Annotated in this window: 13 protein-coding genes; 7 read left to right on the top strand and 6 right to left on the bottom strand. The window is 43.0% G+C overall.

Translation table 11 applies throughout. The features are described 5' to 3' along the window. Window positions 1-236: 236 nt before the first annotated feature. Window positions 237-1,208, top strand: a complete 972-nt coding sequence (gene sds / locus H6G74_RS03835; protein ID WP_190966383.1) for a solanesyl diphosphate synthase — start codon at window positions 237-239, stop codon at window positions 1,206-1,208. Window positions 1,209-1,293: 85 nt separating this feature from the next. Here the strand turns inward: sds and H6G74_RS03830 are convergent, their stop codons facing one another. Next, window positions 1,294-1,776 carry a hypothetical protein gene (locus H6G74_RS03830; protein WP_190966429.1) on the bottom strand — a complete coding sequence of 161 codons (483 nt, stop codon included), beginning with the start codon at window positions 1,774-1,776 and terminating at the stop codon, window positions 1,294-1,296. A 206-nt stretch (window positions 1,777-1,982) separates the two neighbouring features. On the opposite strand from H6G74_RS03830, the gene hetZ reads away from it, so the two are divergent. The 5 genes from hetZ to gmk all read left to right on the top strand — a co-directional run bounded on the left by hetZ (window position 1,983) and on the right by gmk (window position 8,207). Next, window positions 1,983-3,188 (top strand): heterocyst differentiation protein HetZ, encoded by a 1,206-nt coding sequence (hetZ, locus tag H6G74_RS03825; RefSeq protein ID WP_062296694.1) that lies wholly within the window; start codon window positions 1,983-1,985, stop codon window positions 3,186-3,188. After that, window positions 3,181-4,164, top strand: a complete 984-nt coding sequence (locus H6G74_RS03820) for a PatU (protein ID WP_190966382.1) — start codon at window positions 3,181-3,183, stop codon at window positions 4,162-4,164. The genes hetZ and H6G74_RS03820 overlap by 8 nt, the downstream gene beginning before the upstream one ends. Window positions 4,165-4,570: 406 nt before the next feature. After that, window positions 4,571-6,883: a transglutaminase TgpA family protein gene (locus H6G74_RS03815; protein WP_190966381.1), complete on the top strand. Its 2,313-nt coding sequence runs from the start codon at window positions 4,571-4,573 to the stop codon at window positions 6,881-6,883. A 290-nt stretch (window positions 6,884-7,173) separates the two neighbouring features. Further along, window positions 7,174-7,440 (top strand): extracellular matrix/biofilm regulator RemA, encoded by a 267-nt coding sequence (gene remA / locus H6G74_RS03810; RefSeq protein WP_190966380.1) that lies wholly within the window; start codon window positions 7,174-7,176, stop codon window positions 7,438-7,440. A 167-nt stretch (window positions 7,441-7,607) separates the two neighbouring features. Further along, complete coding sequence (gene gmk, locus H6G74_RS03805; protein WP_190966379.1) at window positions 7,608-8,207, top strand: guanylate kinase; 600 nt, start codon at window positions 7,608-7,610, stop codon at window positions 8,205-8,207. A 373-nt stretch (window positions 8,208-8,580) separates the two neighbouring features. Here the strand turns inward: gmk and H6G74_RS03800 are convergent, their stop codons facing one another. From H6G74_RS03800 to H6G74_RS03790, 3 genes are read right to left on the bottom strand one after another with little or no spacing between them, the layout of a single operon-like run. After that, window positions 8,581-9,099: a photosystem I reaction center protein subunit XI gene (locus H6G74_RS03800; RefSeq protein ID WP_190595024.1), complete on the bottom strand. Its 519-nt coding sequence runs from the start codon at window positions 9,097-9,099 to the stop codon at window positions 8,581-8,583. 57 nt (window positions 9,100-9,156) lie between these two features. After that, window positions 9,157-9,306, bottom strand: a complete 150-nt coding sequence (gene psaJ, locus H6G74_RS03795) for a photosystem I reaction center subunit IX (protein WP_062296705.1) — start codon at window positions 9,304-9,306, stop codon at window positions 9,157-9,159. A gap of 39 nt (window positions 9,307-9,345) precedes the next feature. Next, window positions 9,346-9,840 (bottom strand): Photosystem I reaction center subunit III, encoded by a 495-nt coding sequence (locus tag H6G74_RS03790; protein WP_190966378.1) that lies wholly within the window; start codon window positions 9,838-9,840, stop codon window positions 9,346-9,348. A gap of 176 nt (window positions 9,841-10,016) precedes the next feature. Between H6G74_RS03790 and tsaD the strand changes: the two genes are divergently transcribed. Beyond that, window positions 10,017-11,060, top strand: coding sequence for a tRNA (adenosine(37)-N6)-threonylcarbamoyltransferase complex transferase subunit TsaD (gene tsaD / locus H6G74_RS03785; protein ID WP_190966377.1), 1,044 nt, complete (start codon window positions 10,017-10,019; stop codon window positions 11,058-11,060). A 35-nt stretch (window positions 11,061-11,095) separates the two neighbouring features. Here tsaD and H6G74_RS03780 read toward each other — a convergent pair whose 3' ends face one another. Next, complete coding sequence (locus H6G74_RS03780; RefSeq protein WP_190966376.1) at window positions 11,096-12,031, bottom strand: alpha/beta fold hydrolase; 936 nt, start codon at window positions 12,029-12,031, stop codon at window positions 11,096-11,098. A gap of 190 nt (window positions 12,032-12,221) precedes the next feature. Then, window positions 12,222-12,941 (bottom strand): hypothetical protein, encoded by a 720-nt coding sequence (locus H6G74_RS03775; RefSeq protein ID WP_062296711.1) that lies wholly within the window; start codon window positions 12,939-12,941, stop codon window positions 12,222-12,224. Window positions 12,942-13,069 lie beyond the last annotated feature (128 nt).

Raw genomic sequence — 13,069 nt, 5'->3', positions numbered from 1 at the left:
AGCAACCATGCTGTGATGCAGTTCTCAGATTTCTTTGGGAACTACAAAAATTTTTTTCATCAAGTTTAAGACCGCTAAAACAGCCTGTTTGCCTTGACAGTAGGGCAATAGCTGTGATTGTCATTTAACGAGAAAGCAAGTATTCTCTCAGCAAAACTTTGCGCTGGCACATGGTTATCTTAAAATGAGTATAGGATATGTAAACTTTCGTAACCTAAGCCAGAGTCCGGCCATCCATGACCCCAGCTACCTCCCTGTTTACCCCTGTGGAAGCAGATTTGCAAATACTAGCCGATAACCTAAAGCAGCTAGTTGGCAATCGCCATCCCATTCTTTTTGCCGCCGCCGAACATTTATTCGGAGCTGGGGGAAAGCGCATCCGACCAGCGATCGTCCTGCTGATATCGCGGGCAACAATGTTAGAAGAAGACATCACCCAGCGTCACCGCCGTCTAGCCGAAATCACCGAAATGATTCACACGGCCAGCTTAGTGCATGACGATGTGGTAGATGAGTCACAGATGCGCCGTGGCGTAGCGACTGTTCACAGCTTGTTTGGCAATCGCATTGCTGTCCTCGCAGGAGACTTTCTCTTTGCTCAATCATCTTGGTATTTGGCAAATTTAGACAATTTAGAAGTAGTCAAACTCCTCTCCGAAGTCATTATGGATTTGGCGACTGGAGAAATTCAGCAAGGGATGAACCGCTTTGATAGCGGCTTGGCAATAGAAACTTACCTGCAAAAGAGCTATTACAAAACTGCTTCATTAATTGCTAACAGTGCCAAAGCCGCAGGATTACTGAGTGATGTTAGCCCAGAAATTGCCCAGCACTTGTATAACTATGGGCGGAATGTGGGTTTAGCATTTCAGATAGTGGATGACATCTTAGATTTCACCAGTACTACAGACACTCTAGGTAAACCAGCAGGTTCTGATTTGAAAAGTGGTAACTTGACGGCACCTGTTTTATTCGCCCTAGAGGAAAAACCATATTTAGAAGTGCTGATTGAACGCCAGTTTGCCCAATCACAAGATTTAGAGCAGGCCTTGGCATTGATTCAAGATAGTCAAGGCATACAGCAAGCGCGGGAATTAGCTGCCCATCATGCCAAATTGGCAGCTGAAGACATTGCAATTCTGCCCCCATCAGAATCACGCCAAGCCTTAATTGACATCACTGAATATGTGTTGAGTCGGCTTTATTAAAAATTTTTAATCATAAAGTTTTGATGTTGGAGTTGGGAGTGAAACAATTGGAGATGTATCCAAGAACTCCCAACTCCAAATTTTTTTAAGCAATATCTGGTGGTATTTTTCTGGAAGTTTTTTTGTGTTTGAGGCTTTGTTTTAGTTGTTTTTGAATGGTTTTTTCCAACTGAGAACGCTGGATTTCAACAGTATGAGCTAATGTTCCAGGTGTTTCTAAAAAAACTATGCTATCTACGGGTGCTAGGGCGATTAATTGGAACAAAATATGGGTGACAGCAATGGGTGTGGCAACCACTTGAGGGTCTCGCCCAGCAGATGAAATTAGGGAAACATCCTGTATGGTAGAAAAAGCGTAAATCACCTGCTTCTCCAAACTTGGATCTGTACGGTGGCTCAATGTAGTTAAGACCCAGCTTCCCTCCTTTTGGAGAATATAGTACTGGGAGTGGCGTAATTGTTGAGCGATCGCACGAAAAGCAGGAACAATTGCTGTAACAAGATGAGGTGAAATACCATCGCGGGGTGCATTGTCGATCAGCAATTGAATTTGTGTTTCTAAATCCATCATGACTTGTCAACGGCTTTTGGGTAATGGCAATCACAGCAGGTTAAAGTGTGAAAAATTCCCGCCAACTTGGGAATAATAAAATCAGCTATATCCTGAATGCAGGATAGACCTGCGTTTAGCTTCAAGGCAAAACGCAAAAAGCCAATACCTACAGTCGTACAGGTTGTTTCTATATATGTTAGGGTCTTTTAAACACCGAGACTATGAATTCAGCCGCAACCGCAACTATTCCAACCGCAACTTTTCTGGGAGAACATACTATCGGCGTGGAGGTGATCTTTCAACTCCTGTACAAGGAGTTTCGGCAATCAACCAAAGCCTCAGAACAGAATTGCCATGATGTGGCAACACGTATTACTACCGAAGTATACAGAATTTGCAGCGAAAGTAAACGCATCCAAGCTTCCGGTTCAGTAGAAAGCTCCGCCATGACCTTAGCCAGACATCGCCTGCAACAATGTCTGAGATATTATCAGTTGGGTTCCAATAGAGGCAGAGTTGAATTACACAGTACTCTGAGCGCCATTATTTATCGTTACATTAATCCTCCCCAGAAGCAATTAAGCTATCAAGGGCGGCTGACTATCATAGAAGATTTTCTACAAAGTTTTTATTTAGAAGCATTAAACGCTTTCCGACGGGAGAATCAATTGGGTACTACTTATCGTCCCCAAACTCTCTTGGAATTGGCAGAATACATGGCCTTTACCGAACGCTATGGTAAACGGCGCATTCCCTTACCTGGTCGTCAGCAACAATTAATTATTTTGCGGGCGCAGACTTTCTCTCAACAACAACCTCCCGAAACCAGCGTTGATATCGAACAAGCTGCGGAAGGTAGTTCTGGTGATGGTGATGGTTCTTGGGAAGAACCCGCAGTCCAGCAATTACGTTCTACAATGGCCACACAAGCAGAACCAGAACCCGAAGAAGACACTTTGCGTTCGGTTGTGATTACCGAGTTAATGAGTTATTTGGAGCAGAAACAACAATCTGACTGTGCTGATTATTTCTCTCTCAGACTTAAAGATTTATCCACACAAGAAATTGAGGCAATTTTAAATCTCACCCCTCGTCAGAGAGATTACTTACAACAACGCTTCAAGTATCATTTAATTAGGTTCGCTTTATTACACCGTTGGGAACTAGTACACGAATGGTTAGAAGCTTCTTTACACACAAATTTGGGGTTGACTCCCCAGCAATGGGAAGCCTACACCTCGCAGCTAGACGAGAAACAACGGTCTTTACTCGACTTAAAACAGCAAGGACAACCCGACGATAAAATTGCAAAAACTCTAGGGTTATCAATGGCACAACTGCAAAAACGCTGGTTTAAAGTTCTGGAACAAGCTTGGGAAATTCGTAACTCATTAGTGTCCGGATCAGGTGCATCTACTCATGAATAGTGACTCAGAATCCTTAAAAAACCAATTACTCACTTGGCTGTTAGCAGATGATGTTAACACCAGTGAGTCTAACCTGGTCGAGTTTAAGGAAATAGACGGGGTAGAAAACTCTCTTCAACAAGCAGCCACTTTCGCCAGTGGCGATCTAGAGTTGGGAGGGATACCCCAAAACTTTAAACTGGGAGATATTCCTACTGTGCAAGACCGTTTCCAAGCCGTACTCAAGCGTCGTTTACAAACCGAAATCGAAAACCAGCCTCCTTTGTTTCCTTGGGAAACACAATTAATGGAATATCCTGAGCGTTTGGAAGAGCGATCGCTCAGTTTAGTTCCTGCCTGGGGTTGGAAAGCACAACAATCTAAGCTGAATCTGCCAATTAATCTGCCAGAAACAGTTTTCCGCGAATTACTAGAAAAGTGCCAAACACTGTTAACTGCTTCACTGCCTTTGGGAGCTAAATTAGTTCAGGCAGTGGAAGACTTCTTCCCACAAGAATCTTCTTATGCACTGAATGATATCGCTGGTTTGGTACTCAGAAGTACTTATCGGTCTGCGGATGTTCTCGATCAAAAACTCAATATCGAGAGCGATTACCCAGATTTACAGCCGCGTCAACAAATGGCATTGTCTTTAATGGCTGCCAAACAACTGCTAGAAAATTTAAGTCTGCCAGTGACACCAAACAGTCCAGTGGTAGAAAGACAATGGTTCACAAGTGAAGGTTTGTTGACTTTGCGGGTTGAATACCAATCTCGTGGCAAACACACTCAATTAAGAGTTGAGGCTGATTTACCCACCAAAGGAATTGTGACATTGCGAGCTGATGGTACTTTGGCAATGGCTCAGTCCTCAAGTGCAGGCTGCTTGAATGTTGAGTTATCTGGTCAGGAATTTAACCCAACTTATACTTTAGAAGTTGAGTTTCCTGAAATAGACCAACAGCCTTTGTTATTTGTGATTAATCCTACAATCTAGTCCAGATCAAAGACATCTGAGAGATTAAGAAAAGTATTGTGGTTTTGGAGCTTATCTTTTTTAATAAGCGATCATTAGGGCTTCTACGTTTTTTTAAACGATCATTAGGGCTAAAACTATGAGACTCCCAAAGAATGCTGAGGGGAGTTACTGCTATCTGAACCAGAATTTCGGCAGGTTATAGCAGAAGGCAGTGGTTCGGCTATGCTCACCAACTAGAGCTAAAAGCTTTGCTATGCCTGTTATTCGTGCTTTTTAAATTGCCTCACTTATACTTCGACTGCTATATAAGTTACAACTAGGTAGATAGTTTAACTTAGCCAGTTTGAGATTTGCAATTTTAAATTGGTGATTGAACCGTCCAAAATCCAAAATTGTTTGACTGCATCTACACCTGACCTTGTAAATGTTTAACTTATCCAGGATTGATTGGTCTTTGCGTCTACCTATAGTTAATAGTTGGCGACAAAATATCCAGACTGCACCTGTAATGGTAGTGGAAGATTCGGTTCCTCTGCGGGTGCTAGTTTTTGGGTTAATCGTGATGGGAATTTTGGCGGTTGATATTGCAGCCGATACCAAATTTAGTTTTTGGGCTGTCCCTTTAAGTGTTGTAGGGGGAATTTGGAGTTACCGCTATCGTCGCAGCCAAAATATTCCAGTGAAGTTCTGCATCGCCATTGGGATGTTAGTGTCTTTGGGTGCGTTCTTTGGGCAAGTACTGGGAGAATTAAATGATACGCGGCTGGCTTTAGCAGAGTTATTAATTCAACTGCAAATACTCCATAGTTTTGATATGCCCAGACGCAAGGATTTGGGCTATTCAATTGTGATTGGTTTGATTTTGTTGGGTGTAGCAGCAACACTGAGTCAAACTTTGGCTTTTGCACCTGTATTATTGTTGTTTTTAGCGATCGCCTTGCCCACTTTAGTCTTAGATTATCGTTCCCAAATCGGGTTAAGTAAGTCAAAAGTTAAAAGGGAAAAGGCAAAAGAATCACAATTAAAATCATATTTACTTTTTTACTTTTTACTTTTTACTTTAATTGTGGGGCTAGGGTTAGGAATTTTTGCTGTTCTACCCCGGTTTCCTGGTTATCAATTACGGACATTTCCAGTTAGTTCGCCGATTGAAGTTAAGGGCAGTTTTACAGGACGCAGTATTATTAATCCTGGTTATGTGCGTCAAGGCAATGGTGATAATGAAGGCAATGGCACAGAAGAAAGTCAAAATGGTCAGCCAGGAAAATTAAACGATAGTTTTTATTATGGCTTTAATAGCCAAATGAATCAAAACCTGCGGGGAAGCATGACATCCAAGGTGGTGATGCGGGTGCGATCGCAGGTGGAAGGTTTTTGGCGGGTATTAGCATTTGATCGCTACACAGGTAAAGGTTGGGAAATTTCCCGCAATGATGATGTTACCACCCTCAAGCGATCGCCTTGGTCTTATCAAATTTATCTGTCTCCACCTCCTACCACCGCTAAAACCAGAGAAGTCGTACAAACCTATACAATGGTGGCAGATTTGCCGAATTTGATTCCGGCAATGTCTTACCCCAAAGAGATTTACTTTCCCACACCGATTATTGCTGTTGATCAGGAAAATGGACTGCGATCGCCAGTTGCTTTATCTGAAGACCTAACTTATACAGTGATTTCCGAAGTACCTTACCGCGATCGGACTTTGTTAGGTAAGGCTAGTACTAACTATCCAAAAAACATTACAAAATACTATTTGCAAATTCCCCCAGAAATTTCGCCCAAAGTCCGCAAATTAACAGAAGAAATTCTGGCGAATTACAATCGCAACAATGTATCTAAGGTATCAAAAACTTTAGATGCAACTTATGAAAAGGTACTTTATCTAGCCCAGTACCTCAAGCAAAATTATTCGATTCCTCAAAATCCCTTGGAATTTCCTTATTTGGGAGACAAAGAAGATTTAGTGGAAGCTTTCTTATTTAAATATAAGGGTGGCTATCCAGACCATTTCTCAACTGTGTTAACAGTGATGTTGCGTTCGATTGGGATTCCCGCGCGGTTAGTGGCGGGGTTTGGTTCCGGCGAATTTAATCCTTTTACGGGAATGTATGTTGTCCGTAACACCGATGCTTACGCGATGACAGAAGTTTACTTTCCCAAATATGGTTGGTTTACCTTTGACCCCATTCCCAATCATCCCTTAATTCCCCCTTCTGTTGAAGACTCCCAAACCTTTAGTGTTTTGCGTCAATTCTGGAATTGGGTGGCCGGGTGGCTACCTTCCCCTGTGACTGGCTTCTTGAACACTGTCTTTGGGAAACTCTTGGGTTTGATATTTAAAGCGATCGCTTGGTTTTTTGCTTTATTCGCTCAAGGTTGGCTGGGTGTGTTAACTGGCTTAACTTTGGGAACTACAATCGCTTTCTTTGGCTGGCTGGGTTGGGTACAGTGGCGGAAATGGTTAAAGAGTCAGTGGTTGAGTAAATTACCACCAATGGAAAGGCTTTATCAACAAATGCTGCAATGGACTGCCACCAAAGGTCTAGGTAAGCATCCGTCACAAACACCCCTGGAATATGTCCAAGTGTCATATCAACACCATCCACTAGCCACAGCCCAAGTCATTGATGAAATTAGTCAGGCTTATGTGAGTTGGCGCTATGGTGGGCAGACACCCAACTTGCAACAATTACGCCAAAAATGGCAAGCAATCAAAAAAGGACACAAGAGGTAGGGGTGCAGAGGTAAGAATCTTCCCCCTTGTCCCCCCACATCTCCCACACCTCCCATACTCCCCAAACCCCCCACACTCCCCCAACGGCTATAGATTAATTTCTCACAATTACGCATGTGTCTATGGGAATATTTTCAGTATATTTCGCAAATAAACAGCTAAAAAAAGCATAGTTTGTCTAAAAACTAAAGCAAGCTAGATGTGATGCGTTGTAACTCCAGTTTTTTAGGGATAACATGGAAATAAAATCCTTACTGGATTCTCGTACCACATTTAGTCTCAGTTATTTTATGGACATTCAATTAATAAATATCGGTTTCGGCAACATTGTCTCGGCTAACAAAGTAGTTGCGATCGTCAGTCCAGAATCTGCGCCAATTAAGCGGATTATCACTGATGCGCGGGAAAAAAACCAGCTGATTGATGCCACTTATGGTCGTCGGACAAGGGCTGTAATTATCACTGATTCTAACCATGTCATCCTTTCCGCAATTCAGCCCGAAACGGTAGCAAATCGGTTCGTGATTTCCCGCGATCACCATGCTGTAGATAATTAACCAAGGATAGTTGACAAACGACTATTCTATTTGCACCATATCGGCAGTACTATGTGAATTAGACTGGTTTTCTGTCACCAGTGCTACAAATTCGTTAGTCGAGGTCAGCCTGACAACGAACAGAAACTCACAAATCATGATTGTTGATTAATTCACAGGTTGAACGGATGATGCAAGTTTTACCCATCCAGACTAGTGCTACTACCACAGAATGCCCGCCTACAGGCAAGTTAATTGTTTTAACTGGCCCTAGTGGTGTTGGCAAAGGCACCTTAATGCGATCGCTGTTAGAGCGTCATCCGCAACTGTATTATTCTGTATCCGTGACAACTCGTTCTCCTCGCCCCGGAGAAATTGATGGCAAAAATTATTACTTTATTAACCGTAGTAAATTTGAACAACTGGTTGCTCAAGGTGAATTTTTAGAGTGGGCGGAATTTGCGGGGAATTATTACGGTACTCCGCGAGAAACTGTAGTCAATCAAATTCAGTCTGGTAAGTTAGTAGTGCTGGAAATTGAATTAGAAGGGGCAAGACAAATTCGCGCTTCCTTTCCTAATGCTCTCAGCATTTTTATTTTGCCGCCTTCTTTTGATGAATTAGAAAAACGGATACGTGGCCGTGGACAAGACTCTGAAGAAGCAATTTCCCGTCGACTAGTCCGCGCCAAGGCAGAAATCGCAGCTGCTGATGAATTTGATATTCAAATTGTCAATGACGATTTTGAAACAGCACTTGCAGCGATTGAAGCAGCGATATTTGAATAATCACACCCAAGCATTTTTAGCACCAAATAATTAAGGACACATAATTCTATGTGTCCTTAAAATTTTTTAATGGCTATCCATTTTTTGATTTTGATAATCTGACTTCTAAAAAACTAGCCTCTAACCTCTAGTACAGCATAGCGGAAATAAATAGACATCTAAAATTGCTCAAAGGTTTGTGATATCACTATTCTTTCTTTTTACTTTTGCCCTTCGGGTTCACCATTTGCTTTATGCCGGGAAACCCGTCCACCGCAATGGCTCACCTTTTTACTTTTGCCTTTTTGTACTAGCCCCTAGCCTCTCATAGTTTGGCAAATGGTAATCAGTAATTAGAATTACTAATCACTAATTACCAATTACCAAAAACCAATTAGCCGATTAAGCCTTGAATGAGTGCGATATTGCTAGTTAAGAAGTAAGCAACTACTGCACCACCAATACCACCAATTAAGAAAGCACTAGCAAAGTTATTCCAGCCTTCTTTAGATAGGAAAGCATCTGGAGCTGAAGCGCCAGTTACGCTATTCAGGGCTTTGGGGGGATTGCTATTGGCATATAAAGATAAGCCACCTGTCAGAAAAATTACTAGGGCGATCGCACCTAATAAGCCTGCTAGGTTAGCGTTTTCTGCACTACGCAGTGGGCCATATTTAGCGAAGGGGCCAAATATCCAGTAGCCATGTGCCATACCAACTTCTAGTCCACGTCTGAAAGGAGTTAAACCTAGACGATAAGCTGGCAGGTTATTGATGAACCACTTGATTGCGGGAGAAGAATTAACTGGGGTTTCGAGATTACCCAACTGAGGATCGCCACCTGCGGGAAACACGACTTCTCTGTTTCTCACATCGCTGGGTGAATTTTTAGATGCGTCTACTGCTTGCGCCATAATTCGATGTTCGCCTCTCAATTACACATGCAACAGTTTAAAATCCCAATGCTTTGGTTATGGCAGTGGGTGGAACAGTAGGTCTGGGAAAAAGCGGTTAAACTCAATCAAAATGCCTGCTGTAATTGTCAGCCAGATTGTAGCTGCCACTGGTGCTGTGGAAATAAATTTAATCAAATAGGATGATTGATCGCCTTTTTCAGCCATGTATTTAATCTCCAAAACAATGAATCAGTTAAGCAAAACCTAACGAGGAGAAACGGGGATCTCAGAATCTTTAGCAGTTAATTCGCCAGAAAGGAATTCTTTCAAAGCAGCTGCTGGCCAAGCAAAACCTGTGGCAATTAGGGGTAGTGCCAAAGCCAAATCAATTTGGATTTCTTTTTGTTCGGTGTCAGATTCTTTTCTCACTGCGATTAGGTAAGCACGGCCTACCCAACCAATCCAGCCAGCAATGTAGAGAAATAGAATGCTGGGAATCAAAAAGTCACCAGCGCGGTCTAGACGGCCATCAACAATCAGGTGAGGATAGCCTTCAGGGCCACAGAGTGCTTGAGAGTAACGCTCAAATCTCTTTTGACCGGATTGGGGATCGGCAGTTGTATTTCGGGCATTTTTAGCTAGTGCTTGAAATGCGGGGTTGTCTTGGCAGGGTGTAAGATTAGCCCCTAGAGCTGTCGCTGGGGGAGCAAAATTGAACCAAAGACAAATCGCTAAAATCAAAGCAAACAATCGTCGCATGGAGTTGTTTCCTTTTATTACAAAAGAAAAAGTTTTTTGTACAAAACGAAGCGGCTTGTACATTCTTTATTTGGCTAACTAGCAAGTCATCATACTCTTGCCTGGGAACCGAGTAAAGTTTAAGTAAATAAAAGTTAAAGCTTCTCAAACAAATCGTTATTTTGTAGAACCCTCAGATGGCAAACGTTTTAGCAATCGAAACCAGTTGTGATGAAACTGCCGTCGCAATTGTTAACAATCGTCAAGTTCGCAGTAGTATTATCGCCTCCCAAATTCCAGTTCATCAGCAATATGGTGGAGTTGTCCCAGAGGTGGCATCACGCCAGCATTTAGAGACGATCAACCAAGCGATCGCCCAAGCTCTGGAACAGGCAAAATTAGACTGGTCAGAAATCGATGGCATCGCTGCCACTTGCGCCCCTGGTTTAGTGGGAGCGTTATTGGTGGGATTAACTGCTGCCAAAACTTTAGCGATCGTACACAATAAACCATTTTTGGGAGTCCATCACCTCGAAGGCCACATTTGTGCGACTTACTTGAGTGAGCCAACTTTAGATCCCCCTTTTCTTAGCTTACTGGTTTCAGGCGGACATACAAGCTTGATTTATGTTAAAGACTGTGGTAACTACGAAACCCTGGGTGAAACCCGTGATGATGCGGCAGGGGAAGCCTTTGATAAGGTGGCACGCTTGTTAAATCTAGGTTATCCAGGTGGCCCTGTAATTGACAAGTTAGCACAGCAGGGCGATCCCCAAGCTTTTGCCTTGCCAGAAGGAAAAGTTTCTCTACCTGGTGGCGGATTTCATCGCTATGATGGCAGTTTTAGTGGCTTAAAGACAGCCGTACTCAGGTTAGTGCAGCAATTTGACAAAAATGGCGAGCAAGTGCCTGTGGCAGACTTAGCAGCCAGTTTTCAGGCAACTGTAGCCAAGGCACTCACCAAAAGAGCGATCGCTTGCGCCCTGGACTATGGACTCAATACCATTGCTGTTGGTGGTGGAGTAGCAGCAAATAGCGGCTTGAGACAGCACTTGCAAGCCGCCGCCAGTGAACATAACCTGCGTGTTTTATTCCCACCCCTGAAATTTTGTACCGATAACGCCGCTATGATTGCCTGCGCCGCGTCTGACCATTTATCTCGCGGTCATATCTCACCCTTGACTTTGGGTGTAGAGTCGCGGTTATCTCTGGGTCAGGTGATGAAGTTGTATCAAGTGTAATGGTTATATGTCCTTTGTCCTTGGTCATTTGTTCTTTATCCAAAACTTTTGACCATTGACTCTTGACCACTGACAATTGCGCGAATATGGCTGGCAACGGCATCTGGTTGTTCTAACATAGCTAAATGTCCACAATTAGGAATTTCAATCACATTGTCACCACAGTATTGAAAAAGCCGATGAAAGCTGGCTAAATGGCGAACATACTTGGGTTCCATGACCTTATCATCGGCACCAGCCAAAAAATATACAGGCTGTTTTAATTGCGAAACCAACTGGGGTAGGCGATTTACTTCTTCTTCTGTTGTGGAATCTAATAACGCTCCCAACGCTGCTTCTGGGTCAGCAACCACAAAATCTATCACTCTTTGACGCGCCCAATACCGATCTAGAGGGCGGACTACACTGTCTCTAGTAAATAGCAAGTCAATCAAAGGGATTTGAGATAGCCAGCGCGGACGAACTTGTAAAAATCTTTGACCTGCTGAACGAAATTTTTCAAAAGCTTCCTTGAGATAAATCCCACCGCCAGCGTTGATACAGATGACACCTTGAACCACATCAGGTAGTAAAGCTGCTGCCCAAAGTGCGATCGTACCGCCCAAAGAATGCCCAATCAACCAAGCACTGGTAATATTTAGCTCTTGTAATAAAGCTGCTAAATCTTGAGCATAAGCAGTTGGCGTATACAGAGAACCAAATTGGGAACTAGAACTAACCAGCAATTGGGATGTTAAACCAACAGTACTTTGTAAACGATTTACATCAGTTTCTGCATAGGATTGGGACTCACCAAAACCGCGTAAATCATAAGATAAACACTGTAAATCTACGGACAGACGGGAAATCACAGGTTGCCAGTACCCACGACTATTTAGCCAACCGTGGATGAATACCAAAGCATGGGGGCAAGCAGTGGGAGCCGTTAACTCGTATGCGTGTGGAACGCCTAAGATTTCTATGGTTGCCATATTTATATCGTACCTCCAAGCATGGGTACGACTAAATACAGAACAAAAAATGTGGGAGAGATGAGGGGTTAGGGGCTAGAGACTGGAGGCTAGTACAGGTCGGTGTAAATAAACAGACTATCTGGAATTGCTAAAATGCTTGTGCTATCGTTATTTTTCTTTTTGCCTTTTGCCTTTTTGTACTAGCAAATTATTTCCCCAACAAACGCTGTCGGACTCCTTCAGCTATTTTGTGTCCGAGATATTCAGGAATTAAGCTTTCATTTGGCCCCAACAAATAGAGAATCAGCCGCGTGCGTCCTCGCCAAACCAACAAATTCGCGTTAACTACTAGCAAATCTTCTTGCCAGATAGCGTACATCACTTTGTAAAACAATCCTGGTTGGTTATCTGCTTCAATCACCAAAGCCGGCAGATGAAATACAGGATCGACATAAAACTCAGTCTGTACTTGTTCTAAGCCAGCATCTAAATTAAATTCTACTGCCAGCATTTCTTCGACTTCAAAGCGCCCTCCTAAAGCCTCTCGAATTGCCCGACAGACATTTTCTGCGGTTTTCTCTGTCAAAGCTTTGCTACCGCGAGAGACTAAAAGTTTGATGAAAACTAACATTGGTGGTCGAATTTGACCATACAGACTCAGACCGTGAATGGTCAAGCCATAAGCTGCCAGCACACCAAAAATATCACTGAGGAGAAAAGATTGGTTACGGTAGGCAAAATGCAGCGCACTTTTACTACCTTCCGGCTTCAACTCGATAACGGCACGTCTGGTTTTATATAGACGGTAAGCTAATCGGAGATTTTGCAGTTGAATCTCACTGCTGACAAATTGCTCATAAAACTGGGGAAACGCTCGGTTAAAGCGTTTTAGGAGTTCTAGTGTCGAAGATTTTAAACCAGAAGCCATTGTTGGGGGTAAGACTCGCTTGCTGTTTTCACCTGGGGGCTGTGGACTGGGGACTGGATGCTAGTAATAAACATTATTCCCAACAACCAGTAGTTAATACCCATATTCATATAACAGAAGGCAGGAGT

Source organism: Nostoc spongiaeforme FACHB-130 (assembly GCF_014698475.1).
Lineage (GTDB): Bacteria > Cyanobacteriota > Cyanobacteriia > Cyanobacteriales > Nostocaceae > Nostoc_B > Nostoc_B spongiaeforme.
The sequence above is the reverse complement of the archived record's forward strand: the minus strand, read 5'-3'. Positions and strand labels throughout refer to the sequence as shown.